17 protein-coding genes and 1 pseudogene are annotated in these 15,926 nt (G+C 45.6%); 11 read left to right on the top strand and 7 right to left on the bottom strand.

The genetic code is table 11. The annotated features are described in order from the left end of the window. Positions 1-54: 54 nt before the first annotated feature. The 4 genes from RA178_RS01685 to RA178_RS01670 all read left to right on the top strand — a co-directional run bounded on the left by RA178_RS01685 (position 55) and on the right by RA178_RS01670 (position 3,406). On the top strand, positions 55-1,398 hold the full coding sequence (locus RA178_RS01685; RefSeq protein WP_105251110.1) for an anaerobic C4-dicarboxylate transporter: 1,344 nt from the start codon (positions 55-57) through the stop codon (positions 1,396-1,398). 189 nt (positions 1,399-1,587) lie between these two features. Then, positions 1,588-2,253 carry a CHAP domain-containing protein gene (locus RA178_RS01680; RefSeq protein WP_306684266.1) on the top strand — a complete coding sequence of 222 codons (666 nt, stop codon included), beginning with the start codon at positions 1,588-1,590 and terminating at the stop codon, positions 2,251-2,253. Positions 2,254-2,265: 12 nt separating this feature from the next. Further along, positions 2,266-2,856, top strand: a complete 591-nt coding sequence (locus tag RA178_RS01675) for a hypothetical protein (protein ID WP_306684265.1) — start codon at positions 2,266-2,268, stop codon at positions 2,854-2,856. A gap of 37 nt (positions 2,857-2,893) precedes the next feature. Beyond that, complete coding sequence (locus RA178_RS01670) at positions 2,894-3,406, top strand: M23 family metallopeptidase (RefSeq protein WP_105251107.1); 513 nt, start codon at positions 2,894-2,896, stop codon at positions 3,404-3,406. A 19-nt stretch (positions 3,407-3,425) separates the two neighbouring features. Here the strand turns inward: RA178_RS01670 and RA178_RS01665 are convergent, their stop codons facing one another. Next, entirely contained in the window at positions 3,426-3,617 is a 192-nt protein-coding gene (locus RA178_RS01665) for a DUF2986 domain-containing protein (RefSeq protein WP_131524038.1), read from the bottom strand. A gap of 425 nt (positions 3,618-4,042) precedes the next feature. Between RA178_RS01665 and RA178_RS01660 the strand changes: the two genes are divergently transcribed. Continuing rightward, on the top strand, positions 4,043-6,232 hold the full coding sequence (locus tag RA178_RS01660; RefSeq protein ID WP_306684262.1) for a TonB-dependent receptor: 2,190 nt from the start codon (positions 4,043-4,045) through the stop codon (positions 6,230-6,232). A 53-nt stretch (positions 6,233-6,285) separates the two neighbouring features. Here RA178_RS01660 and RA178_RS01655 read toward each other — a convergent pair. Beyond that, positions 6,286-7,500, bottom strand: a pseudogene (locus tag RA178_RS01655) (IS3 family transposase). A 500-nt stretch (positions 7,501-8,000) separates the two neighbouring features. Between RA178_RS01655 and RA178_RS01650 the strand changes: the two are divergent. Continuing rightward, positions 8,001-8,213: a DUF1107 domain-containing protein gene (locus RA178_RS01650; RefSeq protein WP_006083486.1), complete on the top strand. Its 213-nt coding sequence runs from the start codon at positions 8,001-8,003 to the stop codon at positions 8,211-8,213. Here RA178_RS01650 and RA178_RS01645 read toward each other — a convergent pair. Beyond that, positions 8,210-8,431, bottom strand: coding sequence for a cell division protein ZapB (locus RA178_RS01645; RefSeq protein WP_006083484.1), 222 nt, complete (start codon positions 8,429-8,431; stop codon positions 8,210-8,212). The genes RA178_RS01650 and RA178_RS01645 overlap by 4 nt on opposite strands. 179 nt (positions 8,432-8,610) lie before the next feature. Between RA178_RS01645 and RA178_RS01640 the strand changes: the two genes are divergently transcribed. After that, positions 8,611-10,104 (top strand): Na+/H+ antiporter NhaC family protein, encoded by a 1,494-nt coding sequence (locus tag RA178_RS01640; protein ID WP_306684260.1) that lies wholly within the window; start codon positions 8,611-8,613, stop codon positions 10,102-10,104. A gap of 81 nt (positions 10,105-10,185) precedes the next feature. After that, positions 10,186-10,539 (top strand): RidA family protein, encoded by a 354-nt coding sequence (locus tag RA178_RS01635; RefSeq protein ID WP_173248029.1) that lies wholly within the window; start codon positions 10,186-10,188, stop codon positions 10,537-10,539. Between the two features lie 156 nt (positions 10,540-10,695). Here RA178_RS01635 and RA178_RS01630 read toward each other — a convergent pair whose 3' ends face one another. Then, positions 10,696-11,043, bottom strand: a complete 348-nt coding sequence (locus RA178_RS01630; RefSeq protein WP_173248027.1) for a hypothetical protein — start codon at positions 11,041-11,043, stop codon at positions 10,696-10,698. Between the two features lie 13 nt (positions 11,044-11,056). Then, entirely contained in the window at positions 11,057-11,329 is a 273-nt protein-coding gene (locus RA178_RS01625; protein ID WP_105251101.1) for a Rho-binding antiterminator, read from the bottom strand. A gap of 219 nt (positions 11,330-11,548) precedes the next feature. On the opposite strand from RA178_RS01625, the gene RA178_RS01620 reads away from it, so the two are divergent. Continuing rightward, a complete protein-coding gene (locus tag RA178_RS01620; protein WP_131524942.1) occupies positions 11,549-12,640 on the top strand; it encodes a branched-chain amino acid aminotransferase in 1,092 nt (363 codons plus the stop codon). 57 nt (positions 12,641-12,697) lie between these two features. Here the strand turns inward: RA178_RS01620 and RA178_RS01615 are convergent, their stop codons facing one another. Then, positions 12,698-12,865 carry a YqaE/Pmp3 family membrane protein gene (locus tag RA178_RS01615; protein ID WP_006079767.1) on the bottom strand — a complete coding sequence of 56 codons (168 nt, stop codon included), beginning with the start codon at positions 12,863-12,865 and terminating at the stop codon, positions 12,698-12,700. A gap of 402 nt (positions 12,866-13,267) precedes the next feature. Between RA178_RS01615 and RA178_RS01610 the strand changes: the two genes are divergently transcribed. Both RA178_RS01610 and RA178_RS01605 read left to right on the top strand, forming a co-directional pair. Continuing rightward, positions 13,268-14,026, top strand: a complete 759-nt coding sequence (locus RA178_RS01610; RefSeq protein ID WP_011071076.1) for an IS5-like element ISSod6 family transposase — start codon at positions 13,268-13,270, stop codon at positions 14,024-14,026. A gap of 96 nt (positions 14,027-14,122) precedes the next feature. Further along, on the top strand, positions 14,123-15,175 hold the full coding sequence (locus RA178_RS01605; protein WP_306684258.1) for a GGDEF domain-containing protein: 1,053 nt from the start codon (positions 14,123-14,125) through the stop codon (positions 15,173-15,175). A gap of 26 nt (positions 15,176-15,201) precedes the next feature. Here RA178_RS01605 and RA178_RS01600 read toward each other — a convergent pair whose 3' ends face one another. Next, positions 15,202-15,894: a TIGR01621 family pseudouridine synthase gene (locus tag RA178_RS01600; protein ID WP_263266938.1), complete on the bottom strand. Its 693-nt coding sequence runs from the start codon at positions 15,892-15,894 to the stop codon at positions 15,202-15,204. Positions 15,895-15,926: the final 32 nt, after the last annotated feature.

The following is a 15,926-nucleotide window of genomic DNA, read 5'->3' as shown; positions in this document are numbered from 1 at the left end:
GACACTCATCACTCAACTAATAGCTAAGCGGTAAGTTCCGCAGAGGTAAATCGGATGATTTTAATGGAATTTATAGTAGTGCTTAGCTGCCTACTGCTAGGTACCCGCTACGGCGGCATGGGACTAGGCCTCATCAGCGGTATTGGCTTATTTTTACTGATTTTTGTTTTCGGTTTAGCGCCGGGGCAACCGCCAGTGCAAGTTATGCTAACCATACTTGCAGTCATTGGCTGTGCAGCCGTATTGCAAACCGCGGGTGGATTAGATGTGATGATGCAGTATGCCGAGCGCTTACTGCGCCGTCATCCACAATACATCACGATTCTAGCGCCGCTGACCACGTGGACGCTGACCTTCCTTTGCGGTACTGGCCATGTGGTTTACACCATGTTCCCGATTATTTCCGATATCGCGCTGAAGAAAAATATTCGCCCAGAGCGCCCAATGGCGGTGGCATCTGTCGCTTCACAAATGGCGATTTGTGCTTCGCCCGTATCGGTGGCAGTGGTGTCTATGGTGTCGATTCTGGCATCACAACAGGGTGTAGGCCGCGCTTACAATCTGCTCGAAATTTTAATGGTGTCAGTGCCAGCATCGCTTTGCGGTGTCATGGCGGCTGCACTTTGGAGTCTGCGTCGTGGTAAAGATTTAGATAAAGATGAAGAATTTCAAGAACGCATAAAAGATCCAGTCCAAAGAGCCTTTATCTATGACAAGAGCGAAACCCTGTTAAATCAAAAATATCCGAAGGAAGCTTACTGGGCAACGGGGATTTTCTTCACCGCTATCGCTGCTGTGGTACTGTTAGGTTCATTTAGTGAATTGCGTCCCGCCTTTGACGTTAAAGGTAAGTCGACCTTACTCTCGATGAACTTAGTGATCCAGATGATGATGTTAATTGCAGGTGCTTTTATTCTGATGACCTGTAAAGTCAAACCGACCAACATCTCTAATGGCCCCGTTTTTAAAGCGGGCATGGTAGCAATTTTCTCAGTATTTGGTGTGGCTTGGATGAGTGATACTTTCTTCATCAGCCATATGGATGTACTGCAGGAAAACCTGTCCCATGTAGTACAAAGCCAGCCTTGGACCTATGCCTTAGTGCTGTTTCTCATCTCTAAGCTTGTAAATAGCCAAGCGGCAGCACTCACTGCAATCGCACCTATGGGACTCGCCTTAGGGGTCGATCCAAAACTCTTAATCGCCTTCCTCCCTGCAAGCTACGGTTATTTCGTGCTACCAACCTATCCAAGTGATCTAGCCTGTATCGGCTTTGACCGTTCAGGTACGACTAAAATAGGTAAGTTCATTATTAACCACAGCTTTATCATTCCAGGCTTTATCGGTGTAGCGACAGCATCGGCTGTCGGTTATCTACTCGCAACCGCTTTACTCTAACCGCCAAAATAACAAAGGCCGCTGATGCGGCCTTTGTTTTAGATAACCTTAGATCACCCAAAAGTATTAACCTGTGCCAATATAAAACCCATACCCTAGACGTCCATGTTCTTCAGAACATAAAATACGCAGCCCGAAAGTGAGATAAGTATCTTACTCAACAACTCTTTTTAGCTTGCCGTACTAAAGATGATTAGACGCTTATCCATTCTATTAGCATTTTTCACGATACTGATGGGGCTCGTATACTGTGCCTACAGTCTGATAACTCGGATTAACTTTAATTCCCACCATCAAGTAGGAGAAGTCATCGACACTCTAAACGGGGTTAATATCTATTATAACGGAGGAGTTAATACCCATTCAGGACGCAACCTATCTATAGATGGTTATAACTTAGGTATTCAATATCAATGTGTTGAATTTGTTAAGCGCTACTTTTACCAACGCTACCAGCATAAAATGCCTGACGCTTTAGGCCATGCTAGAGACTTTTTTGATAACAAGTTAAGCGATGGCATGTGGAATGAAAAACGCGCTATGCGGCAATACACTAATGCGAGTCAGACCAAACCTATGCAGGATGATCTACTCGTGTTTTCTCCATGGATATTTAACCCCTATGGTCACGTTGCGATCATTGCCTCAGTTACCGATAGCAGTATTGAAATTGCTCAACAAAATCCCGGCCCCTTTGGCCCATCACGCGAACGGTTGGCATTAATTCAACAAAACGGTCTCTGGTATATTGATGCGCCTCGAGTAAAAGGTTGGTTAAGATGGCAGGCCCCAGAAATCACGGCATCCCCGATAGCAGAATCCGCAAATACGCCATTCACCAGTAAAGTTCACTGAGAAATAACAATAATGTCAGTATTAACTTGGATTAAACAACGCCTTGCGCGTAATAGTGATAGCCTCGAGCAATCTAGGCCACAAACTGAGTTACACACTGTTTTTCATCAAACCCAGATGCCCAATATCAGCTTGCCAATCATACAAACCTATCCACTCGTTGTACCTATGGACAGAGCAGATATTTTTGCTTATCAATTGCATTGCTTGCTGACTTACCAAGGGAAAGAGGCCTTAAACACTTTACTTAGCCAGGCAGGCTTTAACATATTGCCCGAGCAAACGGTCAACTTTAACGGTTTTATCGAACATCCAACCCAAGCGACCTGCGTATTACTGAACCAATATGACGATTTTGCGGGTGTGTGCATAACCTTAGTGACCAATGACAAACCCTTGCTAGAAGCATTAATCAGATTCAAATCCACCCCGCCCAATCCATGGGAAAGCTTTCCTAATATCGATCCCGATACCCTCGGCAGTCTTCAAGGTAATATCGACTTTTGGTGCAGCTATTTTTGGCGCCCCTATTGGCTATCACTCTCAGAAACTGAGCGCTTGCAATATCCTGAAAATTGGCGGGAATTTAGCGAGTTTCATTAAAACTTAAGGTACGCAAACACTTAATGCAGGATAAAAAATGAAATTGAAATATGTTGGATTAGCACTGACGTTACTGCTACTTGGTGGTTATCTGATCCCTGAGTCACCCGCGATCCCAGTAAAAGGTGCCAGCAGTAAAGATTGGAACAGCCAAACCTTTTGGTATGAACCTTGGGGTCCATCGGGCGTTCACAAGGGGATAGATATTTTCGCCGCCAAAAACACCGCAGTGATTGCGCCAACGCCTATGCTGATCTTGTATCGAGGTGACTTCTTCAAAGGAGGAAATGTGGTGGTTGGTTTAGGTCCTAAATGGCAAATTCATTACTTTGCCCATTTAGCCCAAATTGAATCAGCCACAGGATTGATTACCTACCAAGGTGACACTTTGGGCACTGTCGGCGATACGGGCAATGCACAAGGTAAACCGCCCCATTTGCACTATTCCATTTTGAGCTTATTGCCTAAACCTTGGCTGATGGATACTTCAACCCAAGGTTATAAAAAGGCCTTTTATCAAAACCCTATCGAGTATTTAACTGCACTATAGGCTTAACTACTTACTTTAATCAGCTTATTGGCAGTGCAATATCAAGCTGAGGTTCTGCGGTTTTTGATGGGGTCTTATGCTCAACTGCCGCAGCTAATGCTTCTCTCTCTGCCTTCGCAATATATTTAGGTTTATTGCTAGATTGCAGTTTGGCATTGGCCTTTTTTGCCTTGCTCTTCAAGGTTTGATTAATCTTCTTTTTACGGTTCATCAGAGTACCAATGCGAGATACGGTATAAAGGGGCGCGATTATAGCCTTCCATCAACACGCCAGACAATCGAAAGCACTAAGGCAAACGCGTGATCCAATCAAATAATCAAACCTGCGACTAAAGCATAGGTCAGCCTAAATCAAAGACAAATGCCAAACAAGGTAATGCCTTACCGACATGAACTCGCACTATATGCATGGCCTTTAGGGTAAAATCTATCTATACCGAGTGCTGTGTCGCAATTTATTCATACTGTCGTCAAATCATGCAATTTCCTGTATGGCGTGACTAGACAAGCTGTAATTCCTCCCCTAAAATCGCGAATAATAAAAATCGTTATCATTTGTAATACAGTTTAATGGAATATTAACCTATGCCAAGGGAGCCGGTGTAACAAACTCATTCGCCCTTAGCTGGAAGTTATATGACATTCAAAACCTCGTTTGTTGCTTTAGCCGTATTCGCAGCGTTAACCCAATCCGCTGCGGCCCAAGATGCCACCGACAACAGTCCAAACAACAAAAATAAAGACATAGAAAAAATCACTGTCACCGCAAGTCGAATGGATAAATCCCCCAGCTCGATCCCCAATACTGTCACTATCATTGACCGTGCCCAATTAGAAGAACAGTTCCGCACCACTAAAGATTTATCGACTATTATCGGTAACTTAGCGCCTAGCTTTTCACCGAGCCGCCAGAAGATGAGTAACACAGGTGAAACCCTGCGTGGTCGTCCGCCATTGATTATGATCGACGGCGTGCCTCAATCGAACCCACTTCGCAGTGGTGGTAGAGAAGGACAAACCATAGATCCTGCCATGATTGAGCGCATCGAAATCATTCACGGCGCCAATGCAATGCACGGTCTCGGTGCCCAAGGCGGCATCATCAACTACATCACTAAAAAGCCAACAGGCGACAGCGAACAAGTTGCTAGTTTCGATGTCACAGTGCCTGATTCAATGAAATCCAATGGCTTAAGCTTTGGTGCTAGCTATGCGTTTTCTGGCGAGTCAGAATTTATCGACATGATAGGTTCGGTTAGCTACCGCAATAATGGCGTCTATTACGATGCTAACCATAACGTAGTGGGTGTCGACACGACTCAAGGCGAGTCGATGGACAGTCAAAGCAAAGACTTCTTCATCAAGCTTGGCCATAACTTCGATGAGTCTCGCCTTGAATTAATGGTTAACCATTACAATGCAGACAACAATGGCGATTGGATGCCCGTTGCAGGTGACAAGCCCAATGGTGTACCCACAGGTGCAGTTAAAGAAACTCAGCCATGGGAAGCCGCCAACAACCAAGTGACCACCACAAGTTTGACTTACACCCATGCCAACATTGGTGGCCAACAACTTAACCTACAACTCTTTAATCAAGATTTTAAAGCGGTTTATGGTGGCGGCTGTTTCGACAGTTTCTACGATCCATCCTTCGAAGGTAGCGACCAAGTGATCCAGTGCGGTGTCGGCAGTAAAGGCGAAAGCTTATACTACGAGCAATCGCGTAATGCTTCAGTTAAATGGGGTTTAAAAAGCTCATTGATTGCTAAAGATATTGCGGGTTCAGGGATTGATGCGGCCTACGGTGTCGACCTTTTCCGCGATACCACAGAGCAAGACTTAGTAAAAACTGGCTTTTCATGGGTTCCCGAAAGTACCTATGACAACGTTGCGCCATACTTGCAGTTAGATTATGACTTAATTGAAAATTTAACCTTATCGACTGGTGTTCGTTACGAACATGCCGAGTTAAGTGTCGATGACTACAAAACCCTATGGGGTGCAGGCAATAAGCAAATTGCGGGCGGTTCAGCCACCTTCGATGAAACCTTATTTAACGTCGGTATCTCTTATAAAATCACTCCTGACATTCGCGTTTATACCAGCTATAACCAAGGTTTTGGCATGCCGGATATCGGCCGAATTCTGCGTGATGGTAAAAGCTTCCCCGGCGATAATCCCAGCATAGATGGCTCACTGGCGCTCACACCGATCGTCACAGATAACGTTGAAGTCGGCGCCGATTACCAAGGTAAATACTTAAGCGCTAAGCTAGCTTACTATCGTTCCGCTACTGATTTTGGCTCACGTTTGGCCTTAAATAGTGATGGTTTCTACGACGTGAAGCGCGAAAAGAGTGTGATCGATGGTATTGAAGCCAATGTCACCGCCTACATTACCAGCAATGATGATCTCGGCATGAATATCGCCTTCCAGCAGGGCGAATACGATTCAAATGGTGATAGCCAAGTCGATACCGATACCGATACCGATCTCGATGGTGCAAATATTTCACCAAACCGTATCAACCTGTTCTGGACCCATAACTTCGATAATGAAATGTCGACCCGCGTTCAAGCCAATTACTACATGGACCGCGATTTTAAAAACGCGGCGGGCAATAAGTATGCAGAGTTTGATGGCTACACGACAGTCGATGCTTCCTTCTCAATGCCGCTTTACACTGGCACCCTGAGCCTAGGTTTGCAAAATCTATTTAATAAGGATTATTTCAATTATTACTCACAAACCATGGGTACAAATGATCGTTATTTCAAAGGGATGGGACGTACTGCAGCAATAGGCTACACCTTGCCTTTCTAAGTGAAAGGCCCATTTTGTGTCTAGTCCTGAAATAAGTTGACACTTATTTCCACCTAAAACGCCTGATGAACCTCATCGGGCGTTTTGTATTTTAAGGCCAAATGGGGCCGTCGTTGATTATAGATGGCGACCGCTTCTGCCACCATCTGTCGTGCCTCCTTCAGCGTTGCTGGCTTATGTGTTAAAAACTCCTGCTTCAATATGCCATTTACTCGCTCTGCTAACGCATTTTGATAGCAGTCATATCCGTCTGTCATTGAGCATGTCACACCATGATGAGTGTGAACCGCTTGATAAGCGTTTGAGCAGTATTGTATTCCTCGGTCTGAGTGGTGTATCAGCGGTTTACCTTTGTCTTGCCGCTGCCTCAGTGCCTGTTTGTACGCTGTTAGCACACCATCTGTTTTGAGATTATCATCAACATGATAGCCCACGATTTTTCGTGACCAGGCATCGGTCACCAGGCTTCAGTAGGCTTCATTATCTTGCAGTGGCAGATAGGTAATATCAGCCACCCAGACTTGTTCTGAGCGAGTGATGTCCACTGTTGCTCACTGGGCTTAAGCCAGTTGGGATGACACCTAAATCGATGATGACTGTGAGTCGTTTTATGGTACGCCCGTTTAGGCGCGACCAACAAACGATGCGCTCTGAGGCTGCTAAATAACCGGTCTCGCCCAATCACTATTTGATGCGATTTATTCAGTAAATACTGTAACTTGCGTGTACCTATTCGAGGTTGAAACAAGCGTTCATATTGCACCGTTTGCAATACATGTTGCTCCCTCTGCTCTGATATTTTTTGCCGCTGACATTGCTGATAATACGCCTGACGCTAATCCCGAGGTAGCGGCAGCATTGGGTGACGCGATACCCTATGGCCGTTTTTTCTTGGAGCGTTTCGCGCGTGGCTTTTTTACGACAGAAATCCCGTAGTCAGTGCTAAGTTTTTCGACAATGGCTTCGAAGAACGCGGCTTTCATGCGGGTATCCTCAAGTTCGGCTTCGAGTGCTTTTATCTTTTGCTCGGGAGTGAGAGTGGTGGGCTCAGTCATTAAATATCCTCGCATTGATGTAGACGGTGTCCCTTGGGAGCAATCCAGTTTTCCATGTTTGCGAAGCCAAACTAACACGGTGGAACAACCTGGAATACCGTACTTGTCTTGGGCCTGCTTATAGGTCAGCTCGCCTTTTTCAACTTGGTCGACAACGGCCAATTTAAAAGCGAGGGAATAATCACGTTGAGTTCGTTTAATTGTTGAAGTCATCACACTCTCCAAAATGAGTTTGAAAAGTGTCAACGCTATTTAGGACGGGTCAATTGCATTTAAAAAGAGCCTAAGGGCTCTTTTTTATTGTGGCGGTTGGCAACAACAAAGCAAATAAAGCTTTGATAGGGGTCTTAACGTACTGAGTGGGCTTCTGTAGGCTAGGCGTTTGAACTTATTGAATAAAGACGAGGCAAAAAATGGGCAAAAAAAACCGTACTTCTTGTAAAAGAAAGTACGGACTTGAGCCAGAGGACTCATTTTTACCCTGAGTAACGCTAATAATTTAGCAGAGTGTCAAAAAATTGGCAAGTGACATTGTTATGGCGCTCTTCTTTTTTGCTCACAGGGTGACATATTCATAGTTTAACTAAATCAAACGATTAAGTATTTTTGGTGATAAAAGATGAAAAATACCACTCTAACGATGAAACTCAAGTGGCAAAGCTTCTGTCAAACAACTGTAATCAATAACAACAAGAATGCTTGTAGGTGGTCATATGAGAGTTTTTCCTGTCTACGCACCTAAGCTTATCGTTAAGCACGCGCGTATTTTTCTCACTGGTGTTATTTGGGTTAAAGATTTAGGACGATTGGAATTTGAGAAGGGACGGTTTTTACTGCCAAGAAAAAGCCTGCCAAAAGTGAAGCAGGCTATTTTAGAATTGAACGAACTGATCGAAGCGCAGCATCATCAAACTAATGCAGTTTAGATTTCGCTGTTTAACAAGCCAACAAGGCCAGTCACTTTTTCGTTCCAAGAAGTGAGTTCTTCTTGTAGTTGCTGGTTTTGCGCATTCAATTGTTGATTGTGCTCACTCAGCGTAGACGCTTTTTGCTTCTCTTCTTCAAGCTCCATTTTTAGAAGCTCGATAGTTTCGAGTGCAGCCTGGATTTTGGTTTCCAGTTTGGACAGTAATTCAAGGCTCATCTGGAGAGTCCTATGGTTTCTGGATGGGACTGTGATTCTAGCAGTGCCTAGAACTTAAGGAATAGCGATTCTTGCCGTTTGGTTAAAAAACACCCTATTACTGGGTTCTAAATTAAGTTTTTTTGCATTTGTTATTAACTCGTTAGTATTCTTGGTTTTATTTTTTATCGGAATGGTCCATGTCGCCTAGTTTGCTCGCCATACTCCCGCTACTGTTGACCTTAACCTTAGCCCTATTTTTACGCCGCACGCTGGTGGCGTTAGGTGTAGGTATTGTCTCTGGTGCCCTATTAATCGCCCAATTTGATCCTCTGCAAACTGGGTTGTATTTGCTTGATATCGGTGCAAAACAATTTTATGCCCAAGGCGCGTGGCAAGCGTGGCATCTCAATGTGCTGTTCGCCATGTTATTGCTCGGTAGCATGACGCAATTGTTAGCACGTGGCGGTGCCGTGGGTCAGTTTGGCGATTGGCTGTATAGCCGTATTCGTACTGAGCGTCAGGCGCGTCTTGGGGTCGTATTTCTTGGTTGGTTAGTGTTTATCGATGGGATTTTCAGTTGTCTTGCTGTCGGCCATGTGTGTCAGCCGCTCAGCCAGCGTTATGGTATTCGCCATGAGCAGCTCGCCTATTTAGTTGATTCCAATGCTTCGCCTTTATGCGCGCTATTGCCTTTCTCCAGTTGGGGCCCCTATGTGATGGCGCTTATCGCGGGGATCAGCTTTTTGCCCGTGTCGCCGCTGGAAGCCTTTATTGAGGTGGCCTTATTTAACTTTTACGCCATCGTGACCTTAGGCTTGTCCGTACTCGTCGCTTGGTATGGCGTAGGTTTTCACTCTTTTGTTGCTGTTACTGCTGTGGAATCCTCCAATACGGTCGAGGTTAAGGGAAATCCTTGGCTGCTCGCAATCCCTATGCTGACTCTGCTGTCTGCTTCAGTGGGATTAACTTTGTGGTCTGGGGCTCAGCAGGTCTCTTCTTGGGATGTGTCACTCTGGCTTGCTAAGGCTGATATTGGCGCTTCTATGCGCGATGCTTGTTTGTTGGCAACCTTAGTCACTCTTGCCATGTTAGGCTTGTCTGGGCGACGTTTAACGGCATTAGTGGGGGATTTGAGCCACGGAGTTCGCATGATCGCCTTCGCCATTGCGATTTTACTCTGCACTTGGATGATTGGCGCTGTGATCCAAGATCTTGGCGTCGCTAAATTGTTGGCTGCTTGGGCTAAGGCTTATCTTTCTCCGCACCTGCTGGTAGCGGGAATGTTTTTACTCTGCGCGATAATGGCTTTTGCGACGGGTTCAAGCTGGGGAACATTTGCAATTATGATCCCTATTGGCGCAGAGATTGCCCATAGCTTGGATCCTCATTTGTTGTTACCTGTACTGAGCGCTGTGATGGCTGGGTCGGTTTTTGGCGACCACTGCTCGCCCATTTCAGATACCAGCGTGCTCAGTGCGACCAGTTCTGGTTGCGCTCCCCATGACCATGTGGTGACTCAGTTGCCCTTTGCTTTGATCGCGGCATGCGCAGCCTTAGTCGGATTTCAATTAGTCAATTTAGCCGTGGTGACACCGTTAGTGTGGCTGGCCGTGGTGAGCTGTAGCCTAGGATTATTTGCCTTGATGGCACGTTTTTATTCACCTTTGCCTAGATTCGTGGCGCAGACATAAAGCCAGTTTATCGCTAAAATGGCCGATTCGGTTCTTGCTGAGCCATTTATTTAAGTGCATCTGATTTAAGAGATTATCAATATGAGTATTACCCGTTTAGATGTAGGTACCCGTATGAGCAGTATAGTGATCCACCAAGGTACTGTGTATCTGTGTGGCCAAGTGGCGAAGGACAAGTATCAAGGCATCACCGAGCAAACTGTCACTATGCTTGAGGAGGTCGATACCTTGTTAGCGCAGGCGGGAAGTTCGCGTGAGCATTTACTGTCAGCGACTATTTATCTGAAAGATATGGGGGATTATGATGCGATGAATGCGGTATGGGATGCTTGGGTGCCTAAAGGCCATGCGCCAGCCCGCGCTTGTGTGCAAGCCGCTATTGCCGAGCCAGAATATTTGGTTGAAGTTTCTGTGATTGCGGCGGTTGCGGTTTAAGCGCTAAGCTATTTTTCGTACCGTTTAGAAGCCTGTTTCGATCCCTATTTCGAATCCTGTCACCGAGTGTCATGACTCGGTGAAGCTTTTCCGCAATACACCTCGTTAACTAAACCTGTATTGTTCAGCAGGTCCACTCTCTTCTAACAAAACCCTTTAGCTTAAACCTAATAAGTATTCCATTAAATGTGCAGGGACAAGCGGCGGATGATCCCCATATTGTTCTGAGAGTGCGCTGGCGATAGTCTCAATATCTTGTTGGGCTAAGCCTTGTTCGATAATGGCAAACGCCCAAGGAGCCTCGGTTTTGAGTTTGAGGAAATAAGGCGTTTCGACAAATTGTGCGAGTGAGTAAGCGGAGCCTCCTAAACCATGCCCCCAACCTTCGCTGACCTGAAAGGGTCTATCCAGGTGTGCCATATCAAATTCAATGAGATGAGGGTATTGGCCGTTATGCCCACCGATCCAGTGACCGATTTCAACCGATAAAATCATAGTTGCCATGTTATATCCTTTGCTAGGGTTGCTTGGCCGCAATGAGTACTCGGCTAAATTCAGCATTAGGCTCGAGGGGTGTGATGGCGGCGATATGGTCGAGTCTAAGGGATTGTTTAGTTTGTTGCAGTTGGATGATAAGCCACTCAGTTTTGTCGGCTCTTGTCTGCGTGGTGATAGCTTTACCTTGGCATTGGGTGCCATCAATAAGCTCAATGTTGAGTTGATAACCACGCAGACAGGCGAGTTCGAGATAGTCGTAGTGGGCGCAGGGGATCATTTTATAATCTGACATTGGATCATCTCATTGGGAGTTCGACCCTATTGTGGCAAAAATACTTGCCATTGGCATTATTGTGGATTGTTTTATCCTGTCTCTGAGGCTGTGTGAAAAGTTGAACCAAGCGTGTTAGCGAGTTTTTTTATTTGCTTAGACCTTTAGATATGCGCGCCCCTCTTGACTTTATTCCTGTCGCTCCCTAGTCTGCTTGTTCAGTAATCAAGGTGGTATGCGATGGAAATAACTTACAATTTAAAACCTGCGTCCGAGCGCCGTACTGAGCAATTCAAGCCCGAGGGGAATGTGGGCTTTGGTAGCCTCAGAACCGATCATATGTTTTTGATGGATTATCATGATGGACAATGGTGCGATCCGCGCATCGTTCCTTATGGTCCATTTGAAATGGCACCGGGTGCAATGGCGTTGCATTATGGCCAGTCGATCTTCGAAGGCGCGAAAGCCTTTATGCACGAAGATGGAGAGATTTATACTTTCCGCATTAATAAGAATGCCGAGCGGATGAATCGCTCCGCCGATATCGTCTGTATTCCCAATATCGATGAACAAATGCAGATGGATGCGATCAATGCGTTGATTGATGTCGATCGCCTCTGGTTCCCGATGCAAGAAGGCGCGTGTCTGTATATTCGTCCTTTTATTTTTGCGACCGAAGACCGCCTCTCTGTGAGTCCAAGTTCGCGTTATACCTTCTGTGTCGTGTTAAGCCCAAGTGGCGCTTATTATGCGGCTGGCGTGAACAAAGGCATACGCTTGCTGATCAGCAAAACTTTCCATCGTGCTGTATCGGGTGGCACTGGCGCCTCAAAAGCCGCGGGTAACTATGCGGCTTCGTTGCGTGCGGGTAAAGCGGCGGCAGCCTTTGGTGCATCGCAAGTGTTATATCTCGATTCGACCAATCAACAGATTGAAGAAGCGGGCGCGATGAACCATTTCCACATCTTAAAAGATGGCACTGTGATTATTCCAACTTTCACAGATACCATTCTTAAGTCGATTACCTCGCAATCCATCATGGAATTGGGTGAGATGCTCGGTTGTGAAGTGCGCCAAGAGACTGTCATGCTTGATAAATTTATCGCTGATATTGAATCAGGTGAAATTATCGAGGCGGGTGGTTTTGGGACGGCGGCCGTGGTTTCTGCTGTGGGCTCCTACATTTTTGAAGATGGCCATGTTGTCACTGTCGGTAATGGTGAAGTGGGCGAGCATGTTCAGCGCATCTATAAACTGTATACCGAAATCCAAAAGGGCCATATTAAAGGTCCTGAAGGCTGGGTTAAGCGTGTTGAACGTTTAGCAAAGTAAGGAATTTGTGGTGATGTTTAAAGGCTCCTAGGAGCCTTTTTTATATTTCAAGGCAAATTATGCCTTGGTCACGACCCAGAGTGCGTGTAATAAACCAGGGAACCAGAACAGTAAACATAACACTATGTTTATTAGCAGATCTTTACCCGCTCCCGCCTTCAAAAATACAGCAACTGGGGGCAATAAAATCGCAATAATGACTAAAAGTAGTTTATTTGTATCCATAACAGAACATCCTCAAAACGGAGATTGTAGGCAAATCAACAAGATCTAACTTCGCAGGAAGACTCAGAATTTGCAAACCTTTTAGTTTGCAAGGCGTAAATAATCCCAGCCGCAGCCTAAATGAAGGCCCTTACCATTTCCTAAAATGAAAAAGGATATTCAACCCATTATCTGTCCAGAGTAGACTAAGATATCCAGTAAACTCCAACCGAAAATCCCTAAAAGCATCTATAGTTAAAGAAAAATATGAAGTAAAAGAATGATATTTGATCCCCAAGCCTTATTACTCATCAAGTTTATTTGCCTGCTTACTAGGGTCTGTTGATCTTTCGAGAGTAATTTTTAGACAGCATGGCAAGACGTTATAATTTGCTTCGCCAAAAGTAACCATAACCTCAAGCCATGCCAAGACTTATGCTAACCGATGCACGCTGGGAAAAGCTATTTCATTTAATGAAAAGCACAGGCCGTGTTTATGACAAACCTGAACATAGACAAACATTCGAAGGTATTCTTTACCGCCTTAGAACAGGTATCCCTTGGCGAGATTTACCTAAAGAGTTCGGTCATTGGAGCACGGTCTTTAGACGGTTTCATTTATGGTCTAAGAAAGGCGTTCTAGCACATTTATTCAAGGCCTTAGCCAACCTTGCTGATATAGAATGGGTCTTTATTGATGGCTCGATAGTGCGGGCTCACCAGCACAGTGCAGGTGCCGCGACGCTAAGTAATGAGAGTATTGGTAAAAGTCGAGGCGGTAATTCAACCAAAATTCACTTAGCCGTCGACAGCGGAGGATTACCGATTTATTTCGAATTATCAGAAGGCCAAAAACACGATATTACACACGCCCCCAGCTTAATTGAGCACCTGAAGCAGGTTGATACCGTCATTGCAGATAAAGGTTATGACAGCGATGCTTTTCGTGAACTTATCGCAAATAAAGGCGGGAAATCTGTTATTCCAAGGCGCCGCTATAAGAATACACCTCAAGAAAGAGTCGATTGGTGCTTATATCGGTATCGACATTTAGTGGAGAATGCTTTTGGAAGAATTAAGCACTATCGAGCAATATCAACAAGATATGACAAGCTAGCAAGAAATTACGCCAGTATGGTGTCACTGGCGTTTATGTTAATGTGGCTGCCGATGTATTGCTGAACAACATTTGTACAGCAAAGATCAACAGACCCTAGCACGGCTGCCGTCGCATGGGGACTCATTGCACAACCTTTAAAAATTGCCACTCAAGCCAGTATGCGCTTTTCTCTGGCGAACTTGTTCGTCCTCCTTGGCATCATACTCAACAGCCAACGCACCGAAGCCTCCAGTTACTTTTTTTGGTTCTGCTCGGATATGGCGATTTTATTTGGCTTCATTCTAGCGCGTTGGGGAACGAAGGCGCTTTTCAGACTCAAGCCCAGCGTAAAATCAGATCTTATTCTTTTAGCACTCACCGCTGGTGTGATGCTCTTGGTTCCACCTAATTTCAGCTCCGAACGCATTTTGGCCATCGTATTCTCAGCCTGCGCCGCGCTCATTTTCGCCATGTTAACTCGAGATAACTATCTTGCCATCAAACGCGATACGGGAAATCGAGTTGCCATCGCTATGGTCATGCCCTTAGTCGCCATGGTGGGTATTTTTATCATTCGTATCTTTATCGCCTTACTCTCTCCCGAAGAAAGTCCGATGTTTATCGCCATGCACACGCAAGAAGCCATACCTGTGCTTTGGTTCTATGTCTTTCTGGCCCTATTGATCAATATCGTGATGATAGGTAATGCCATGACGCGGCTTGTCAGTAAAATCCGCATGTTAGCGGAGCGGGACCAACTTACAGGCCTGTGGAATCGCCGTGCTATGTATAAGTTTTTAAACAATATCCATCAACGCTGGCTGCGGGATAAAGTACCTTACAGTATGATTTTATTGGATCTTGATCATTTTAAAGATATCAACGATCAATACGGGCACGATGCGGGCGATCTCGCCCTGCTGACGGCGGCGAGACTGTTTGGATCGGTATTGCGAGAAAATGACGCCCTATGTCGTCACGGTGGAGAGGAGTTTCTGGTGATTTTACCTGCGACCGATGCTCCCGCGGCCAGAGTCGTCGCCGAGAAATTGCATCAAGTACTTAAGGACAATTCATTTATCTGGCAAGGTGTTACGATAAAAATCCATGCCAGTTTAGGTTACGCCACGATTTATCAAGGATGCGAACCTGACAAACTACTCATTCAAGCAGACCAAGCTATGTACCGCGCAAAATCTGAAGGCCGAGACCGTATTTGCCAAGCTTGCTAGACTTTTGCAACATAACGCTGCAAAGATTAATCCCCTTTCGCTGGCCAAGCCAAAGTATCGGGCTCACGCCATAAAACTAGCGCCTCAGTGACACCTTCAGCGCCAAAATGCTCACCTTGAGTCGGCAAATCCCGATAAGCGTAATCATGCCAACCTGTCACTTCATCACCATAGCGAAAATGCAGACAATAGGCATGCAGATAACACCGATCCGCAGCCTCTCCGCCATATAAATCATCCCCTAAAATGGGTACACCTAAGCTCGCCAAGGCGACTCTTAATTGATGGGTTTTACCTGAGTGGGGTTTAAGCAAATATAAACGCAATCCCTCACCAACACTCAAGGAGAAAAACTGCGTAATCGCTGGATTCTCTTTAGTCCGTAGTAACTTAAACATGCTACGACGCGACTTTGCCATGTCACCAATCACCCAGCCTTGCTTCTTCTTCGGCTTGCCTTTCGCGAGGGCGAGGTAATATTTCTGCACTTTATGGGCGGTAAACAGCTCAGTAAATTGCTTGGCGGCGACCGCGCTCTTAGCCAGAATCAACAGACCGGACGTGGGCGTATCGAGTCGATGAACAGCAAAAAGCTTAATCCCTAAATCTTGCTCAGCCTGCGCCACCACGCCTGCAGTCCCATCCTGACTGTGGAAATGCACTTTGGCTGATTTGGAAATAACAATAAAATCAGCTTCATCGGCTATGATTCGATACATGGAGTACTCGGCGTTGTAATGCGGATTATCGA

It is taken from the genome of Shewanella oncorhynchi, assembly GCF_030848765.1.
In the GTDB taxonomy this organism is placed as follows: Bacteria; Pseudomonadota; Gammaproteobacteria; order Enterobacterales; family Shewanellaceae; genus Shewanella; species Shewanella oncorhynchi.
This window is presented reverse-complemented; position numbering and strand designations above follow the sequence as displayed.